16 protein-coding genes are annotated in these 19284 nt (G+C 47.1%); 8 read left to right on the forward strand and 8 right to left on the reverse strand.

Annotation, left to right across the window (positions count from 1 at the left end; translation table 11 throughout):
* Positions 1 to 7: 7 nt before the first annotated feature.
* On the reverse strand, positions 8 to 1057 hold the full coding sequence (gene queA, locus ABD031_RS09785) for a tRNA preQ1(34) S-adenosylmethionine ribosyltransferase-isomerase QueA (protein ID WP_343850848.1): 1050 nt from the start codon (positions 1055 to 1057) through the stop codon (positions 8 to 10).
* 124 nt (positions 1058 to 1181) lie between these two features.
* On the opposite strand from queA, the gene ABD031_RS09790 reads away from it, so the two are divergent.
* The 6 genes from ABD031_RS09790 to ABD031_RS09815 all read left to right on the forward strand — a co-directional run bounded on the left by ABD031_RS09790 (position 1182) and on the right by ABD031_RS09815 (position 11052).
* Positions 1182 to 2429 (forward strand): ABC transporter permease, encoded by a 1248-nt coding sequence (locus ABD031_RS09790; protein ID WP_343850850.1) that lies wholly within the window; start codon positions 1182 to 1184, stop codon positions 2427 to 2429.
* 725 nt (positions 2430 to 3154) lie between these two features.
* Positions 3155 to 4087 (forward strand): PKD domain-containing protein, encoded by a 933-nt coding sequence (locus ABD031_RS09795; protein WP_343850852.1) that lies wholly within the window; start codon positions 3155 to 3157, stop codon positions 4085 to 4087.
* Positions 4088 to 4131: 44 nt separating this feature from the next.
* A complete protein-coding gene (locus ABD031_RS09800) occupies positions 4132 to 7560 on the forward strand; it encodes a SusC/RagA family TonB-linked outer membrane protein (RefSeq protein WP_343850854.1) in 3429 nt (1142 codons plus the stop codon).
* A gap of 17 nt (positions 7561 to 7577) precedes the next feature.
* Complete coding sequence (locus ABD031_RS09805) at positions 7578 to 9230, forward strand: SusD/RagB family nutrient-binding outer membrane lipoprotein (protein ID WP_343850856.1); 1653 nt, start codon at positions 7578 to 7580, stop codon at positions 9228 to 9230.
* A gap of 61 nt (positions 9231 to 9291) precedes the next feature.
* Positions 9292 to 10686, forward strand: a complete 1395-nt coding sequence (locus tag ABD031_RS09810) for a neutral/alkaline non-lysosomal ceramidase N-terminal domain-containing protein (RefSeq protein WP_343850858.1) — start codon at positions 9292 to 9294, stop codon at positions 10684 to 10686.
* A gap of 195 nt (positions 10687 to 10881) precedes the next feature.
* A complete protein-coding gene (locus ABD031_RS09815) occupies positions 10882 to 11052 on the forward strand; it encodes a hypothetical protein (RefSeq protein ID WP_343850860.1) in 171 nt (56 codons plus the stop codon).
* 156 nt (positions 11053 to 11208) lie between these two features.
* On the opposite strand, the gene ABD031_RS09820 is transcribed toward ABD031_RS09815, so the two are convergent.
* The 4 genes from ABD031_RS09820 to ABD031_RS09835 form a co-directional block, all read right to left on the reverse strand.
* Complete coding sequence (locus ABD031_RS09820) at positions 11209 to 11460, reverse strand: hypothetical protein (RefSeq protein ID WP_343850862.1); 252 nt, start codon at positions 11458 to 11460, stop codon at positions 11209 to 11211.
* Between the two features lie 62 nt (positions 11461 to 11522).
* Entirely contained in the window at positions 11523 to 11744 is a 222-nt protein-coding gene (locus ABD031_RS09825) for a hypothetical protein (protein WP_343850864.1), read from the reverse strand.
* Positions 11732 to 12178, reverse strand: a complete 447-nt coding sequence (locus ABD031_RS09830; RefSeq protein WP_343850866.1) for a DUF5675 family protein — start codon at positions 12176 to 12178, stop codon at positions 11732 to 11734. Before ABD031_RS09830 ends, ABD031_RS09825 begins: the two co-directional genes overlap by 13 nt.
* A 1-nt stretch (position 12179) precedes the next feature.
* Positions 12180 to 12926, reverse strand: a complete 747-nt coding sequence (locus ABD031_RS09835) for a hypothetical protein (protein WP_343850868.1) — start codon at positions 12924 to 12926, stop codon at positions 12180 to 12182.
* Positions 12927 to 13428: 502 nt separating this feature from the next.
* On the opposite strand from ABD031_RS09835, the gene ABD031_RS09840 reads away from it, so the two are divergent.
* Complete coding sequence (locus ABD031_RS09840; RefSeq protein ID WP_343850870.1) at positions 13429 to 16014, forward strand: lantibiotic dehydratase; 2586 nt, start codon at positions 13429 to 13431, stop codon at positions 16012 to 16014.
* 175 nt (positions 16015 to 16189) lie between these two features.
* Here ABD031_RS09840 and ABD031_RS09845 read toward each other — a convergent pair whose 3' ends face one another.
* Together ABD031_RS09845 and ABD031_RS09850 are read right to left on the reverse strand one after the other, a co-directional pair.
* On the reverse strand, positions 16190 to 16918 hold the full coding sequence (locus ABD031_RS09845; protein ID WP_343850872.1) for a LytR/AlgR family response regulator transcription factor: 729 nt from the start codon (positions 16916 to 16918) through the stop codon (positions 16190 to 16192).
* Positions 16884 to 17999, reverse strand: coding sequence for a histidine kinase (locus ABD031_RS09850; protein WP_343850874.1), 1116 nt, complete (start codon positions 17997 to 17999; stop codon positions 16884 to 16886). The genes ABD031_RS09845 and ABD031_RS09850 overlap by 35 nt, the downstream gene beginning before the upstream one ends.
* Positions 18000 to 18142: 143 nt before the next feature.
* Between ABD031_RS09850 and ABD031_RS09855 the strand changes: the two genes are divergently transcribed.
* Complete coding sequence (locus ABD031_RS09855) at positions 18143 to 18289, forward strand: hypothetical protein (protein WP_343850876.1); 147 nt, start codon at positions 18143 to 18145, stop codon at positions 18287 to 18289.
* 482 nt (positions 18290 to 18771) lie between these two features.
* Here ABD031_RS09855 and ABD031_RS09860 read toward each other — a convergent pair whose 3' ends face one another.
* Positions 18772 to 19284 (reverse strand): hypothetical protein, encoded by a 513-nt coding sequence (locus ABD031_RS09860; RefSeq protein ID WP_343850878.1) that lies wholly within the window; start codon positions 19282 to 19284, stop codon positions 18772 to 18774.

Raw genomic sequence — 19284 nt, forward strand, 5'->3', positions numbered from 1 at the left:
TTGAGTTTTAGAGGATCAACATCGCGTCCCCGTAGGAGAAGAAACGGTACTTTTCTTTGATGGCTTCTTTGTACGCTTTCATGATCAGGTCGTATCCTCCAAAGGCGGACGCAGTCATCAGCAGCGTTGACTCTGGTAGGTGGAAGTTTGTGATCAGTGCATTTGCGATTTTGAACTCGTACGGAGGAATGATGAACTTATCCGTCCAGCCGCTGCTGGCTTTTAACCTGCCACCTGCTGTCACGGACGATTCCACAGTCTTGAGTGAAGTAGTACCCACGGCAACCACACGCTTTTTCTGATCAAGCGATTCGTTGACCAGGGTTACGGTTCGATCCGGAATGCTGTAGTTTTCCGAATCCATCTTGTGTTTCGTGAGATCTTCCACGTCCACCTGACGGAAAGTGCCCAGACCCACGTGAAGCGTAATTGGGCTTACTTCGACACCTTTCAATTCAAGTCTTTTCAGCAATTGGGGAGTAAAGTGCAATCCTGCCGTAGGGGCTGCTACAGCACCTACGTTTTTTGCAAAAACCGTCTGATACCTTTCTCTGTCTTCCGGCTCGATATTTCGTTCGATGATGTCCTTCAAAAGAGGCGTTTCTCCAAGCGTATCGATCGTTTTTTCAAACTCTTCCTGACTACCGTCAAACAAAAATCGGATCGTCCGACCTCTTGAAGTGGTATTGTCTATCACCTCGGCTACCAGGTCACTGTCACCAAAATAGAGCTTGTTGCCCACACGGATCTTACGGGCCGGGTCTACCAGCACATCCCAAAGTCTCAGCTCAGGATTGAGCTCTCTCAATAAGAATACTTCAATTTTGGCACCGGTCTTCTCCTTGTTTCCATAGAGCCTTGCCGGAAAAACTTTGGTATCGTTAGTCACGAACACATCACCGGCTTCGAAATAGTCCAGCACATCTTTAAAGATGCGGTGTTCGAGTTGGCCAGTCTTCCGATGCACCACCATCAGGCGGGAATCATCTCGGTTTTCGGTGGGATAAAGGGAAACTAATTTCTTTGGGACGTCAAATTTGAAGTCTGATAATTTCATATTGGAGCTTTAGTAATCTCTAGATCGTGTAACTCTGTGATTTACTTTAAAAAACGCAAAGTTAATAACAATAATGTCCAATTTCAGCTATCTTAACAAATTGTTTTAACCAACTATACCTCGCATGCTGTTTTTCCAATTAACCTGGGAAAGTTTCCGCTTCGCCGTTACCGCCCTCAAGTCCAACCTAACCCGCACTATTCTATCCCTACTGGGCGTTACAGTCGGAATTTTTGCCATCATTGCGGTTTTTACGTTGGTAGATTCGCTAGAGGGAAAGATCAAATCCTCGTTTGCATTTTTAGGCACGAATGTCATGCGCGTGGATCGTTTTCCTTTTGCCAGCGGCCCACAGGATTACCCTTGGTGGAAGTATTTCAGAAGACCTCCGGGGACTTTCGCAGAGTATAAGTTCATAGAGGAACGACTGAAAAACGCTGAAGGAGTCACCATCTCCGCATCTTCCAACGCAACCGTTCAAGCCGGTAGCAATGCTTTTGAAGGGATGGCATTGACCGGCGTGGCGTACACCTACTCGGACGTGTACGAAGTAGCCCTCGAAGAAGGCCGCTACTTCTCCGAATCGGAAATCAACGCTTCGCGCAATCTGGCAATCTTGGGAAAAAAGATCGCCAATACGCTCTACCCCAACCAGCCCCCGATCGGCAAGGAAGTGAAAATCAAAGGAATGAAATTCACCATCATCGGGATTTTCGAAGAGGAAGGCGAGGGTTTTCTCGATCTGCCTTCCAAGGATGAGGCCTGCCTCATCCCCTACGGTGCATTTACCAAGATGTACTATACCGGAAGAAATGGCCTAGAGCCAACCATCGCCGCAAAAGGCATGGAGACTGACATCGGATTGGTGGCGCTTGAAAACGAGCTGACTGGGCTGATGCGCGCAAAACGCGGGCTGAAGCCGACAGAAGAAAATGACTTTGCCCTGAATAAAACAGAATTCATCCAAAATGCAATCGGATCCATTTTTGACGTGATCTCTATAGCGGGCTGGGTGATCGGTGGATTTTCCATCCTAGTCGGAGGATTTGGCATTGCCAACATCATGTTTGTATCGGTCCGGGAGCGCACAAATATCATCGGTATTCAAAAATCCCTCGGCGCTAAAAATTACTTTATCCTTTTCCAGTTTTTGTTTGAGGCCATTTGCCTAAGCCTGATCGGCGGAGGCACAGGGATCTTGCTGGTTTACGGGATCAGCTTTATTCCTTTAGGCACGCTCGAGTTGACGCTATCCTTCACCAACATCATTCTCGGACTAGGCGTCTCATCGATCATCGGGGTGGTTGCAGGTATAGTGCCTGCTACTTTAGCTGCCAGAATGGATCCTGTGGAAGCCATCCGCACCGCCTAAGTAACACACTCGTAGTATTTGTAAATTAAGGAGGCCTCGTGTCTCCTTTTTTTTGTTTTCGCAATACTCCTCCGGAAAATCAAAGTCACTGTGCTAGTGCAAACCGGCGTATGACCAAGTCTTGTATCTTATCCGGCAATAATGCCGCGAGACAAAGCGACTGCAACAATTGTCGATTCGTTCTCCTTTGTTGCGTATTACAACGACCTTTTTTCATCAAAGCACGGACCCAATCGAACATTCAGTTCCCATGTTCCAGCGGGATAGTTCAACGTCTGAGAATGCCGCGACTCCTCCTAACGAATTAAAATTTCACAATTATCGATAGTGACATTAAACATAATTTCACCAACATATTATTAACATAAGGCTAACAACAAAGACCGAATAAATTCTTCCCATAGCGTTACATTTCCGGAAAAAATCAAATCGCTAAGTTAGTCACCGAACCTACCTCCTAGTGCACCTAAAGCAGACTGGCCCGAATTATACTATCAACCACCAAAGACTAAATAGGTAAAAAAACAGCTAAAATCGAACACCTTAATTTTATAATACCTTCATAAACTCGAAAAGGACTATTCAGTCTCAGAAAAAATAAAAAAAAGAAAAACTATCAATTGACTTTCTGCTATTTATGCTTTGTCACCTATATAATACTTGTATATTGACAGAGACAATTAGCCCCATAATCCGGAAATTCACTACAAACCAAGCTTACTCACATGAAGAAAAACTTACTTATCACATTACTCTTGGTAATGGCTAATTTATTTCTCTTTTCCTGCAGCGAGGAAGATGGAGAACCTCTTCCTACCTCAGCCATTATACACTTTAGTATAGCGCAAAAGCAGGTTGCGTTTACAGCACTCGCTATCAACGCCAAAACCTATCTATGGGATTTTGGTGATGGTCAGACCAGCACGGAAGCCAATCCGGTCCACATTTACACTGACGGGGGATACTATACTGTCACGCTATCAGTCACCGGCGGCACTGGAACAGTCACCGCAGAGTCCGACTTGGCAGTGGCAGTGACTCCCTATGTCCTCTTGACCGGCGGAGCGACAGCCGAGAACGGAAAAACCTGGAAACTCACCGCCGCTCATACCAAAAATGACCGCCTCGCCAATTCGGATCTAACCTTTACCATCGCAAAGGGCGCTCCCGCGGAACTTCCAACCGGAGCATTCGACCTATTCCTTGGGATGGGGGAAGTCTACCAAGACACCTACACCTTTCATTATGATGGAGGATATGGTCACGACGTAAAAGCCGACAAAGCGGCATTTAGTGGCTTGGTATATCAGATGGTAACTACGGGCGGAGCAGGAATTGTCAACAGCGGAGGAAAGGATTTTGGTCTTTGTACGGGAAAATTCACACCGGAAGCTGGTGCTACATTTACTTATGTCGAAAAAGAAGATTTCGTAGTCCCGACTGTCTATGGCCCGGGAGGCAAACTCACCTATCCCGGCGTAAGCACACTCAATTTTTCCGGCAAGGAGTTTTTGGGATTCATAGATTTCCAGCGAAAGGTCATCCTCCAGGACATCTCCGACAAGACCATGCGGGTGGTCATGTTTATGGCAGCATCACCGGATCATTTACCTCTCAATACCCACGCCTTGGTTTTGACCTTCTCTGTGGTTGAATAGGGATATACCCTATCCGGTCTAAAAAATCTATAAATCATTCAACTATGAGCAATAAAGCAAACTCAAAGCTAACGTCTCCTGTAGGCATGGCTTATATATTCCTGATATTTTGCTGCTGGCTGACAAGCGTACCGGCAGCTTTGGCACAATCTCCGATCAAAATCACCGGGAAAATTATCAGCGAAGCTGACAGCGAACCTCTTCCCGGAGTCACGATCGTCATCAAAGGATCCCAGGCAGGAACAGTAACTGATATCAACGGTGCTTACAGCATAGAAGCTCCAAATCAGAATTCTATACTTGTATTCTCCTTTATTGGATTTGATTCCAAAGAAATACCCGTCGGCAACCAGACGATCATCAACGCCGCTTTGACGGAAACCTCCACCGGTCTCGACGAAGTCGTGGTGACGGCACTCGGCATAGAGCGTCAGGAGAGATCGCTCGGGTATTCCGTAGGAAAAGTAAAAGGTGAAGACCTGACCCGTGTGGCTCAAGAAAACGTCCTGAATTCCCTAGCTGGGAAAGTGGCAGGTGCGACGATCAATTCGACTGGTGGCACTGGCTCCTCGGTTTCCATGATCATCCGGGGTGCCACTTCGCTCAACACAGATAATCAGCCGCTCTTCGTCGTAGACGGTATCCCGATGTCCAACTCTCTGAACAACATGGGACAGTTTGGTGCAGACAACATTGTAGATTATGGCAATGCGATCAGTGACCTCAACCCCGACGATATCGAAAGTATCTCAGTGCTCAAGGGACCAAGTGCTGCGGCTCTTTATGGTACGCGTGCCGGCAACGGCGTGGTCTTGATCACTACCAAAAAGGCCAAGAAAAACCAAAAAATGCAGATCAATCTGGTTTCGAACACTGTGTTGGACATCCCTTTCAAATTCCTTAATGTTCAAAAAAGCTTTGCTTCCGGGTACTTCTCTTTCCGACCCGAGGATGTAGGCGGAGGCGTGCTCCCTCCGGTAAATGCCGGGGATGCAGCGGGTTCAGGCCCTGAGTTGGACAGAGGATATTTTGCCCAGCAATGGAACGCTCCCCTCGATGCCAACGGACAACCAATTCCGACCGAATTGGTCTCAAACCCCAACAATATTCAGGACTTTGTCAATACCGGAATTACTACTACCAACGGCATCTCGGCATCCAACAGCACCGAAGCACTGGACTATCGGATCAACTTGACCAACATGACTCACCAGGGAGTTATTCCCGGATCTGACTTGTTCAAAAACAACTTCTCAACCTCTGCCTCTACCCGGCTGATCAAGAACGTAACGCTCAGCAGCAGCATCAACTACAACAGAACCTGGTCCAACAACCGCCCGTCAAGCAACCGCGGCACCAACCCCTTGCAGTGGGCCTATTCCAACCCGCAAGAGATTAACATTAATCAGTTAGCCGAATATTGGGTTCCGGGACAGGAGGGACTTCAGGTGGTTCGAGTTTCTCCAAACCACGAAAATCCTTACTTCCTCGCACATGAAGTGAAAAATGGCTTCGAGAGAAACAGGATCTATGGAAATATCATCGCAGAGTGGGAAATCTCCAAGTCGTTCAAAGTACGGGGTCGCTATGTACTCGATCAATATGATGAGCGGCGGGAAACCAAAATCCCTTTGGGCTACACGAAAGAACCTAACAACGGGGCGTATGGACTTGGCAACAATACCGCTAGCGAAAGAAACATCGATGTCCTGGCTACTTATTCTAAAGTGTGGGACAAACTGAATTTCAGCATGTCTGTCGGAGGCAACTCGCTCTACGCAAAAAACACCTCCATCTCCAACTCTTCCAAGTCTGGTGCGGGGCTGATCGTTCCGAACGTATTCTCCGTTTCCAACATCGCCAATGCCTCTTTGGACTACCAATCCTACTGGTCACAACGGGGAATCTACAGCATCTACTCTATGGCAAACATCGGATGGAAAGATTGGCTGTACCTGGACTTGACCGCTCGAAACGATTGGTCCAGTACCCTTCCTACGGAAAACAGTTCCTATTTCTATCCCTCTGCATCCTTGAGTTTGATACTCAACGAGGCTTTTTCCCTCACGGAAAAAATCACTCAGCTAAAACTTAGAGGCGGCTACGCCCAGGTAGGAAACGACACCCGTCCCTACAACCTCTACCCCACTTACAACAACTACGGACAATGGGGCAGCGCTATCAGACTAGGCAAGTCAGGAACTATCCTTGCGCCGAATTTGAACCCAGAGAAAGCCACGTCATATGAAGTCGGAGCGGATTTGGGCTTGTTTGAGAGTCGTGTGAGATTGGAAGGAACTTACTATTTCATGCAAAACAGAAATCAGATCCTTCCAAACATCCCCTTGGCCCCATCCTCAGGATTCACCAACATCAATATCAACGCCGGGCTTTTGGAAAGTCAGGGCGTAGAAATCGTGCTGGGAATAACCCCGATCAAAACGGCCAACTGGAACTGGGACCTCAACATGAACTTCTCCAGAAACAGAACCCGCATCATCGAACTGCAAGACGGAGTCGATGTGATCGAATTCTGGAGTGACAACAAAAGCTATTCTTATGGTTACGTTGCCAACGAGCAGACAGGAGAAGATGGCTTGGTCGGAAACATTTACTCTTTCCAGAAAGCACGGGTTACGGACAGAAACTCTCCTTACTACGGCTACCCCTTGATCGGTCAGGGTCTGGATGCGGAATGGCTACCCCAGGCCAAGCCCGTAAAGGTCGGAAACTACAATCCCGACTTTTTGATGGGCTTGCAGTCTAGCCTTTCTTACAAAAACTTTGTCCTAAACATGACCTTTGACTGGAGAAGCGGCGGACAGTACATGTCTCAGACCTTCCGCTATTTTTCAGAAAGCGCTTCGACTCAATCCTGGCTCGACAACTTGGTCAATCCAAATGGACTAGTGCCGGGTGATGAGCTTCGCGACTGGGTGATCGCCAATGCCGATCAACTTCTACTTTCTGAAGAACTACGTCCCATCGGTGGCCCAACTCCTGCTTATGGCGGATTTCCTGAGGGATTTAGCGGCACGACCGTCTATGACGGCACCTTTGCCCCCGGCGTGGTGGGGTATCATGACGAGGAAGGCAACTTTGTCTTGACCCAGGAAAACCTAGGCGGAGAGGGAACGGTGTTTCTTCCTTATGTGGTGAGTTTCCCTTGGGACTTCGGTACTCCGGCGATGTTTGATGCAGACTTTATCAAACTCCGGGAGATCTCCCTGGGGTACCGACTCCCGAGAGCTGCTGCTGAGAAGCTCGGCATCCAAGGAGCAACATTCTCTGTCTATAGCCGAAACATCATGCTCTGGACCAAAGATTCTGGCTTTGGAATCGACCCCGAGCGTGCGTTCCAGGCTGAGGCGTCCAAAGGCAACCGTGGAACGCAGTTCAAGCAAGGTATCGAGCGATACAATGTCGACCCCTGGGTGATCCCGGTAGGTTTCAAACTTGATGTATCCTTCTAATCCAAAATCAGATCCCGATGAAAACTTTGAAATATAAATCTCTTGGAATTTTCCTCACCCTGTCCATGCTGGTGTTTTCCTGCATGAACCTAGAGGAGCTCAATGTCAATCCAAACGGTGTCGATCCTGCAAGCGGTCACCCCAACTTGCTTTTGGCCACCGTTCAGACACAACTCGGCAAAAACGTACTTGGACTAGGCTTCGGTGACCTGGCAGGTGTCATGCAGCATACCCAAAAAGACGGCTGGTCTAGCGGACACAATGATTACGACTGGGCGTCACAGGGACAAAGCTGGACGCCATATTTTGAGGCACTCCGTACCAATGACGAACTAATCCGGAAGTCAGAGGAGCTCGAACTTCCCCACCACAAGGCCTTGGGCTTGGTCATGAAATCCTACCTGTTTGGCATGATCGCTGACCTCTGGGGAGACGCACCGTTTTCCCAGGCACTAAAAGGAGAAAATGGTGACGAGGCCGGGCTCAAACCCTTGTATGATTCACAGAGAGACATCTATCTCGGTATCTTGGCTGATTTGGAAACCGCCAATGAACTGCTTTCGACAAGTGCTCCAAGTATCCCTTCCGCCCAGGACGTGTACTACCAGGGAGATATTACGAAGTGGAGAAAGTTTGCCAATTCGCTTTCACTTCGCTATCTGATGAGAATATCCAACAAGGAAGCGGCAGTCTCCAAAGCAGGGATCGAAAAAATCATGGCCAATCCAGGGCGGTATCCGATCATTCTCTCCTCTGCTGATGACGCCAGAATGAGCTACATTGGAGCTACGCCTGAAAACTCCTGGCCAAGCAATACGGTTTTTGACAAAAGCACCTCAGGCAATTACAACCGTCTCAAAGTATGTGAAACACTCGTAGATGCGCTAAAAAACCTAGGAGATCCCCGCATACAAGTGTATGCCGAGCGCATTCAGATTCCTTTGGTCGTGGAGCCCACCTGGGCAGACGATCGCGATGAGATCATCAATGGAGTACGTCATGTTGCTCAAAACATCGCGGACGACTATGAGGCAAACTGGGGTGAGGAGCTAAACACAGCAAGCGACTACATCGGACTTCCTCCCTCCTCTCCTGCTGGCGGAGCATATAACCTGAATCCTGATTTGGCTCAGGGAACATTGAACCCGCACTGTTCACAGCTCAATCCCATGTACAAAGAAGCTGCCGGAGCCTTGCTTCAAGCACGCTTGATGAGCGCCTCCGAAGTTCATTTTATTTTATCTGAAGCTGCGCTGAAAGGATGGGCTGTCGGAGGTCAAAAAGAACACTATGAAGCTGCGATCAAGGCTTCCTTTGACTCATGGAGAATCAGCAGCTCATACGATGCCTATATCCAAGGCGGGGGAAAATATACGGGCACGTTGGAGCAGTTGATCGAGCAAAAGTGGATTGCCAGCTGGACAGCTGCTTCCGAAGCGTGGTTTGACTATCGCCGCACTGGATTACCGAACCTGCAAACCGGTCCGTATGCTAAGCGACAGGCTATTCCGCTTCGCTTCTACTACATGCAGGATGAAATCCTCCTGAATACAACCAACGTCAATGACGCGATTGATGAGCTCGAGCAAACAACCTTTGCTGCTCCCGACCCGAAAAACAGTGCGTGGTCTAAGACCTGGTTGATACAGGGAACCGGCTTTCCGTATTAACTCAATATCATTTTAACTCAGAGCCGCCAGCATTTGGCGGCTCTCTTTGTTTATCCCCACCATGCTTCGAAAAACCCTAAAGATCCTCGGTTATTTCATCTTGACGATCGTGGTCATCTTGGTTATCTTATTAAAACCGGTTGACTTCACTCCCTACTTTGAAACGGATTATTTTGCCGAAACCCAACGCAGGTATGACAGCCTGATTCAATCCGTTCCCACGGAAAAAGGCGCTATTTCCATTGGATTGAGCAAAGTCAACTTGACCCCAACCTTGCATGCAGATTCAGACGATGTCACATCCGGTAGCTTTGTAGGCATACCACTTTCAGGGTATGGAGGACGCGAGGACGTCGCCCAAGGAATTCACGATAGCATCTATGTCAAATCCGTTGCCCTGAAAGTCGGCAATCGCACTTTGGTAATCGTCGGATCCGACCTACTGATCATGCCTCCCGATGTGAGCGGCATCGTTTCCGAAAGAGTTAAAACTGAACTAGGCTTGGATAGGGCTGACCTTCTCTTTTCTGCCAGCCATACCCACTCGAGTATCGGCGCTTGGTCGGAGGGCTATATCGGGGAGTCCTTCAATGGGTCGTACAATCCCAACTCCACAGATTGGATTGCGCAGCAGGTATTTCAGGCCATTTCGCTTGCCGTCCAAGACCTGAAGCCCGGTTCGATCGGCATGGGTTCGCTCCCGATTTCACATTTTATGAAAAATCGATTGGTGGGCGAAAAGGGCAAGATCGATCCAGATTTTATGCTGATCCATGTGCAGCAGACGGGTGGAAGGAAAGCCTTGATCGGCTCCTACAATGCCCACGCTACCACATTGGGAGGTGGGAACCTGGAAGTCAGCGGAGACTATCCCGGTTTTTGGCAGCGAAAGCTGGAAGAAAGTGAGTTTGATATGGCGGTATTTCTGGCGGGCAGCGTCGGAAGCCACAGCTATCGCAATGCGGAAGGAGACAAATTCGAAAGGACAAAATATCTGGGCGAAGCCTTGGCAGATTCTGTGCGCGTTTTTGTGCCAACTATCTGGATGAAAGACAGCATTGATGTCCGCTCGATGACTTTGGAAATCAGCCTTCCAGAATTTCAGTTCCGCGTCACTGACGGATTTCGTCTCCGTCCTTTCTGGGCTGAAAAGCTCTTCCCGGAGATCGGGTCAGTTTATCTGCAAGCCACCCGTCTGGATAGTCTGGTGTGGGGCACTGCCCCGAGTGATTTCAGTGGAGAGACGACCATCGGGTACAAACATACGGCCGGCGCAAAAGGCCTGCAGGCCATGGTCACCAGCTTCAACGGAGCCTACACCGGCTACATAATTCCATGCAAGTACCACCATATGGAAGGCTACGAGCCAAGGATCATGAACTGGTTTGGCCCCTCTTACAATGCGATGGTCAATGATATGCTGGGAAATATGCTGGAGGTGATCGCGGAGCCGTAGGAGTTTAGAAGTTGAACTGTTACCGCTTAACAGATACCGGCTTTGGATTTGAGTGTCGATCCGTCTTTTTAATAGCAAATCGTAGACGAGTGTACTAGTTGACGATTTGTCGACGGGATTCCAATTCCAGGCTGGTGCGATTTAGAGTCAGAACGTTGTTGATGGAAAATTCATTCTTGAGTTTCAATTCCAACTTTGGCAGCAACATTCAACAATAGTGAAAACATTCTGACGCTGTGGCATCCACTGAAAAAAGAGGATGTCGATTTGGAAAACGAACTCAAGAGCTGGAATGTCCGGAGGATGAATCTGCTGTGGAGAGGAAAGCCCTATGCCTTGAGTTTGGAATTGACAGATGGTAGGTAGAAGAAAGTCTACTTCCGACGACGGGCCAAAATAATCAGGCATCTAATCATTGTACTGGAAGAGCTCGCGCCGATAGGTAAGATCACCAATCATGATATGACAAAAAAACCCGGACAAGACCTCCTGCCCGGGTTTGACATTAAATGATTCATCAATTTACTCTACTGATTGGAGCAGTCTTTCCTCCAGTCTACTTTCATCCACTGTCAGTTGGCAGATGCTCACCAGGATTGTGCCAGCGGTGACTGCATGAGCCGCGTAGGCCAACAGGACATCCGGCACTGCTCCGGGTGCGGTTAACATCGCTGTTCCTACAGCTGCGATTATCAGTCCCGCCTTCTTCAAAAACTGAAAGAAAGGCGGAGTGGGCGCCATTGCGCGGTTTTTTACTTCTTTGAGTAGGTTCATTTGTTTGCTTTTGTTTAGGAATGAATGTTTAATTGTATCGGAAGCCCGGAGGGCTGAGCCAGCTATTGAATGCGCACGTTTTTAAATTGGATGCGGTATTTTTCCAAGAGCGCTTTAACAACGGCCTGCTCAAGCTCCAGACGTATAACCGATTCCTTCAACCGAGCCATCTCGGTACCCATCAGCCTAAAGTCCTGCATGAGGAGTTTAAGGAAATAGGCGATGACAGAAAGGAGGAGTGCGATGACTCCTCCCGCCAAGGTTTGCCACATCAGTCCATCCATGCGATCTGATGGTAGGTAAGGTTGAGGGCCTGTTCCGGATAGCTCCTTATCTCCAGAAGAACCTTTTCCCCTTTTCTGTGCAGCTGCCCTATCCGATTTTTGAGCATTTCGAATGCCTTTGGATTGGGCACTCCCCTGCCCTCGTCGGTAATGGCAGCCGCCAGGACTATTTGTTGCATTCCCAGTTCTATTCCCAGTTCCGGCCTAAGACAAAGTGGGATCTTCCATTTCCCACAGGCCTTCAGCAACACCGGAGCAGCCGGATCGACACTTTGATCCAGGCACAACTCGTAGTGTTTTTCGGGGATACAGGAAGTATCCAGCCGGAAGTAACTTGCCGGAGGTTCCAGGGTATAGGAGACGAACTCTTTTTTCCAAAAAAGCCGTCCGTTGGTGCCACCGGGCCAATACTCACGGGTGAGTAGCAGATCCATCTTAGACCACAGTCAAGATTACAGCAGGGTTCATGGAGACGTCAAAGGACTCGTATTGACCTCCGTTGACTTCCATGAGGAACTCTATTGACACGGCGAAGAAGTAATTTTCGCCCGCTATAGCCGGTTTGGGCAGGGTCAAGACCAATTCGGGTTGAATTTGTGAATTGATCACCAAGGAAGCTGCCGTACTTATCTCGGTATAGAAGGTTCCAGCAACCGCATTGACTGCAGCGCGGATCAGGGAAAACCGGTAATGAGTCGCTCCTTTCGTGGCAGCCAGGTACTTGGTGGGTACCATTTCCGGAACCGTCACCGTCACAGATTCGGGAACATCAGCGATTACCAGTTGCTTTTTGAAGGTTTGGTCAAACACGGCCCTTTCGGAAAATTGAAATCCCCTGAGAATGGACATGTCTCCGAGTTCAAACTTTCTCTCCCCTCTTGCACTGGTGGGATCGGACTTAATCACCTTCATGGATTGAGAGTAGAGGCGGTTGTGAAGCTTGCCTCCATTGGACTTGATCTCGATTTCGCGGAAGGCATTTTTGAGGAATTTGGCGGCAGTAGCAGCACGTGAAAATTCCTGCATGTTTTCTCGGGTCCGCTGAAATTTGGGATCGTTGAGGAGCCGTTCTTTGGATACTCCACCTTTGCGTCGGGCGAGGTAACTACCGTCCCTGTTTTTATAGAAAGAAAGGTCACCGATGGTGCCTTCCAGCTTGATATATCCAGCTTGTTTTGCCATAGTTTGTTTTGATTTAGATGTGAAACATGGTGGAAATCTGGAGGTATATATATGAAAATCAAAACGAAAGTAGAATCCATGGACTCTGTGGATTCGGCGGAAATTATGGAATCTGGGGATTCTGTGGAATATGTGGAAACCAAGGTCTAAACCTGCTCTATCATGGAGGTATATAGGGGGTAAGCGTGGGGTAAGTATGGATTATCCTGCCAGTTGGAAGCTGAAATCGGGCTAAATGTTTTGGGGACAGACCAAGAAGATTAGTCGATTCTGTTGACTGTTGAAAAGCCCCGGCTCCAGAGTAAGAGAAAGAACCGGGATTTTCAATTCCAATAACATAGGAAGTCGCGCCCGCAAATTTCGACCGGGGGAGAAAGCAGCATAGCAGCAGGTTGATTAGCTCAACCAGTATAAAAACCAGTCTGTTGATGGTACAATGTCCTATGTCTATGAGTCTAAATTGAAATTTTTCGTGGCAAAAAATAGACTTGGGAAAAAAGACATGAAATTTTTGTTCCGAGTACCACTCCTCGACCTTGATCCGAACTCAGAATCCGAAATATCCCATGAGTGGGACAGGATCCTGGACGCCATTGCAAACTCCTCACCGACACTTTATGAAGCTGCTAAACATAAAGATTACTCAGATCTAACACAATCCATTAAAAACAAGGTTTTTAAATACCTGTTGAGAGGAAGGTATCGATCCACTCCCTTTGGGCTTTGGTCCGGGGTTGGAATTGGGAGATTTGATGATTTTATTCTCAATTCTATCGACCTCACGCTCGCTGAACAACTACCTGAAAATGCGGCGTTTCCGCAGAATGAAATGGACACACACCCCTTACAACTGAGTCTGGGCGGAAGCGAACGCATGGGAAGAGTACACTTTTTAGGCTATATGCGGAAAGAGGAAAGGTGGGTGTTTGTAAGCATTCCCAAAAATCCGTTATCCTCCCTTCTGCTCACCAAGATTGACACCGATAAAGGTATTTTGTTTGAGGAATTCAACACCTGGTTTGAGGGAAATTCCAGCGAGGTAAGCATGGAGCTTTGGAATCAGCTGAAAGAACTGGGAATCCTTTCCGACGGGGAAAAATATGCTTACTCAAAAGGCTCATCCAAGACATATATTGACTCTGTAATTAAGGAACCGCTAACGCTTCCCTTTTGTATAAAAGCGGAATTGGATGCTTTTTTTGAAACAGCCGGTGGTCTGTTTTCCCAAGTCGAAAACAGGTATGTAAACTCCCTAACCACTTGGTTTGAATCTAAATTTGACGATCGGTTTGTTCCGCTCCCGCTGCTGCTCGACTATCCGGATTTCGTATTCAGCACTTTCCTCGAACCTTCATACACAAAGACCGATGAGAAGATTGGTCTATGTCAAATGCTGAATAAGGTTGAGACAATCTCCATTGATCTTAAGGAAGCCATAGCCCCGAAACCCATGGATGATGGTATTTTTGATTTGGGATTTGTCTTCAAAAAGTTGAATACCAGTGGGATAATAGTTGAGAACTTGGTTTGCAACCGACCATTTTCCTTCTTTGGGCGATTTAACAGAGACGAGCGGATCTACAGCTATGAACAGGAGCTTAAGGACAAAATCTTCAGGTCAGAAGAAATAATCTATGCCGAACTGCGTGTGTTCGAGACCTCTTCTGTAGAAGGAATATGCGATACCAAACCTTTATTTGATCGGTATATCAGTCCCTACGGCGGGATTGACCACAAAGCCATAGCTCTTACGGAAATAGAAATCGGGGTGCGTTCGGGTAGATTCCTTCTCTTCGATAAAAGATCAGGAAAGCGAATCATCCCGGTAGTCACCCATCCCCTAAATGGAAAGGAAATCAGCCATCCCCTGATCCGACTACTTTGGGAACTGGAACTTCAGGATTCCTTCAAGTTTACTCCCTATCAATCTGCCTACTCTTCGGAAAGTAATTATACCCCCGAGCTCCGATGGGGAAATTTCATCCTTCAAAGCAGAAAATGGACGGTTCAAAAGGACAATTTCCTGAGCAAAACCCTCCTCATACCGTGGCTGGACCGGAAGGGAGTACCAAGTCGGATCAAAATAGGCATCTATGATCGAGAACTGATTCTTGATTGGCGAAAGGAAAACGATTTTGATATCCTATGGGTAGAGCTGGTCAAAAATGGACGGCTGACAATTTGCGAAGCGCTTTGGCTTGACAGCCAAGCCTATTATTCAGAGAATAAGCGTCCCATTTATCCTGAGTTTGTAGCAAATGTCAATAGACCCAAAAAGGAAGTGACTTGGAATGGTTTTATCAATTCCATCTCTGAGGAAGACAAAAGCTCGCTTTATATTCTCGTGAGAATCCAGGCGGAGGACCTTTGGGATTTTCTGGATTTTTATTTCAGCAAAGACCTGGTCGAACTTTTGGCAATGAAAAAGATCATCTGGTATTATATCGTCTATCCTGATGGAGAACGTCTTCAGGTGAGAATCCGATATCTGCGGATAGATATGGAAACCAAAAAGGAATTGTTGTGGCCGGGCTATGGGAAACTCAGCCAGGAACATCTCGATGTCGAATTGAGACCCTATTATCCGGAAATTAAGAAATATGGAGAGAATGGACGCATAATTTCCGAGGAGGTATTCCATCTGGAATCCATGTTGATGGTGGGTAAGGACTTCAAAAACAATTGCATAAACCAAGTGCCAGAGCCCGAAGTATTATTGGGAATAGTTGTCAGGATCTGGCAAAGGCTGTTGGGAGACGTCTGGGATAATAATCAGATTTTTAGGTTTTTACGAGACAAGGTGAAGGGGATTCCCTTCCATGAAAAGAAAAATCTGACTATTGACAATGACCTCATCGAAGATGATACGAACGCTCTCATACTTTACGAAAATTGGATGGATTCATTTCACCAAATGATGATAGCCCAAATCAGCGATGCAAGTAATGACAGAGAAAAATGGCTGAGGATAAGCAACCATCTCCACATGCAGGTCAACCGGTTTTTCCCATTGGAACGGAAGAAAATGGAAACCTGGATCTATTTGCAGCTATACAGAGCGTCTGGAAAGAAGATGCACAGCGGCTAGGGATTTCAGATCCTGCAAGCTGTGGCGATAAAGGTCTTTAACCAGCGATTCGACGACATCGTTGAGCAAGGCTTTAAGTGGATTTGGAGCCGGATTGAAACGGCCACAAATGATCATTCACGTTGCATTTGTAAACCATCGAAGATAAATGAATTGGGAATTGGGAATCTGACGATTAAGTGAGGGTTTTGGAACGCAGGAACTGGGCAAAATCCTGTCGAAACTCTTTTCCTATTGGCACTCTAACCCCGTTTTGAAAATGACAAAACGCAGGATCCAATGATTTTATTTTCAGGTAATTAACTGCATAAGAACGGTGAATTTTTACGATAAAAGGCCTCTGTACTTTTTCCAGGGTGTTGTACAGGCGACTCCTTGTTTTCACCACTTCACCGGAGTCAAGGAAGATCCACGTCATCTCTGCTTTTTGTTCAATGTAACTTATGTCCGCAGGTTTCACGAAAACTTGCTTGAAATCCCCGGATTCTTTAAAAAGGATAAGATCTTCCATTGGTTGGTAGGAGACGGACTTATTGCCGCGCAGGGCAAGGCGGGCTTTGTCCAGGGCAATTGAAACTTCAAAGAAGCTTGGTGGCTTGAGTATATAATAGACCGCATTCACTTTGAAACTTTCTACCCCAAAATCACCGTGTGCGGAGCAAATGATGACGGGAACATCCAGATGGAGAATCTTTCTGGACAACTCCAGACCAGAAAAGCCGGGCATTTTGATGTCCGTGATCAGGATGTCGATTAAGTTTTGGCGAATCAGTTCCAAAGCTTCAAAGGGACTTGCCGAAGAGAATGCTATTTCGTACCCGGGGATGGATTCGATCACGTCGGAAATCAGCGTTCTAGGATGCTCCTCGTCATCCAAGAGGCCTATTTTCAGGATTTTTTCCATAAGAGATGTGAAGCAAGAGGTTAAACTCAACGGGGGATTTTTCGACGGACATCCTAAACTTACCGGGAAAATGGTGCTCGAGGATGCGCCTGACGGCATCGATTCCAAATTCCGAGGACTTTACAGGAGTGGCCAGATCCGGGGTATTTGTCAGGGACATGATAAAGACTGAACCAGACTCTTGTAACTCGTCCATTCTAAATTCCAGCCGTGCAGGCTTGGACGGATTGAAACAGTCCCCGTGCTTAAATACATTTTCCAGCAAGGTCATTAACGTCCATTTGGGCAAGGGCAATTTGTTGGTTTCAAGGTTCCCCAATTCTTTGATCAGCACAAATTGTAGTGTGTCACCGAAGCGTTGTCTTTGACAGGCCACATAGTTTTCCATGGCGTGGATTTCATGAGCCAGCGAATTTTCGTGTTGGGGATTCTTATAGCTATAAGCCAGAATGTCGGTGAAGCGACTCAGGGAATCGTACAGGGGTCTGGATAGGGACAGGATGGATGCAGAAAACTGGCTAACCATATTCAGCACAAAGTGGGGGCTGAGCTGGAGAGATTTGTGCTCGATGCGGAGCTTGATCAGATCGATTTCCATCTTATTGAACTCATCCTGGCTGATAGCCAGAACATAAAACCCCCAGATAGCGGAGGTGTAAAGGAGAAACTGAAGGGATCTCACAGATTCATTGACCAAAAAAGGAAACAGCTGCAACTCCAACTCTGTCCATTTGCCAAGCAGAAAAAGCTTAAAAAGCACAAAACCCAAAAAGACAAGAATCAGGATCATTGTTTCGAGCTTCCAACGCCGGAAAAACATCGCATTTGGGAGAAAAACAAAGAACCAAAACTGGTTAATCATACCCCAGCCGATGAAATTCCAGAGTATGATGTCGAAGGGAGCTATTGGCATTGACCCAAAGTATCGGAGCAGTAGATCCAATCCGAGATAGATGAACCAAACCCCCCACAGAAAGAGTACCGGATTATCCTTCATCCACTTTAGCACGCCTTGTATGACTATTCCCCTGCCGTTCATGGCATTCTGTTGATTGAGGAACTGTCTAAGGATAGTTTTCATGTGTATAAAATTTCCAAAAAAGACCACATGGACTCTAGCATGGCACTCCGATAACCCCGATAGCGGATAGCAATCAGGGGGCATTCATCCTGTGCGACGATTACATCCTGGTCGATTTCAACCTCACCAAAATTTCTATGTCTATGCTCACACGAAAAGAACACCAAGAATGTCAAATGGCATTTCAGAACCACCGGGTAAAGCGCCTGATCAAGGCTAAGAAGCCGGGGGAGAAAGCATTTACGACCAGTCTGACGAGCGAGTGCTCGACGACACTTACCAGCATTTAAGCCGCCGAATAGGCTGTCATCAAGTACAACCTATTCTGAAAATTTCCTGAAAGGCCAACAAGCATCCCAATCAAGCGACTAAAATGAGGAGATGCGGAAAGCCTTGAAAATTTCCCAACCCTAGCCGAACAAAGGCCTAATGCCGGATCGTCATTCCGGCGGAGAGAAACTCCAACCAAAGGATCTGGATCACTTCAGATCCTTTTTTTAGGGTTTTCTGAAAATAATTTCTTCCAGCTCACTGACGGGGATACGATGAAAATCAGCGAATTCCTGAATCGTAATCAGATTGTGCTTTGCCTTCCCTACATTCTCCCGCACGTGTTTTAAAATCTTGTAAGCATACGATCTGCTACGACCCGTAAAAATCATGATATCATGAGCATAGATTATTATCCTCTTGTTCAGCTTTGGGTTTGATTAATACAACAATATGGCAACGCCTGATTAAAAAAGATTGCCCACCTGATCGTTAGCTTCGGCTAACACACTAGTTTCCTTGCAAGAAGAGGAATATAGTCATGAATAAGTTCAGGAAAAAATTTATGTCCTAAAAAATCTTTGTTGTAACTATTAGCAAAATAGGATTGGTCGCAATTGTACCATTTACCTATTCCCTCCGCTTTTGGGGCCGAAATGTCGATACTTTGACACGGAGTGCTCGGTCGGATTGAAAATCCTCCAACAGATTGTTCGGAATCGCAGATGTCGAGCAGGGGAACCATAAAGTCATAGGTTAACACCGAAGTGCCATAGGCACGGCCGAAATCATAGCGTGGGGTTTCAAGCCCAGGGTAAGTAAGTATGGAAAGGATGTCCCAACCTCGGCGCAGCGGCATGAATGGTATAAAGACGGCTGATGCCGAAGTATGGAGACGGTGGTTGGTTGGTGGATAGTTGATGTCAATTTTCCTGTCGTTCACGGTTGTTTTGAGATCGTCTGTATTCTCTATTTTGATTTCGACCGGATAGTTGGAAACATTTGGGAAAACCAA

Source organism: Algoriphagus jejuensis (assembly GCF_039523455.1).
Taxonomy (GTDB): Bacteria; Bacteroidota; Bacteroidia; order Cytophagales; family Cyclobacteriaceae; genus Algoriphagus; species Algoriphagus jejuensis.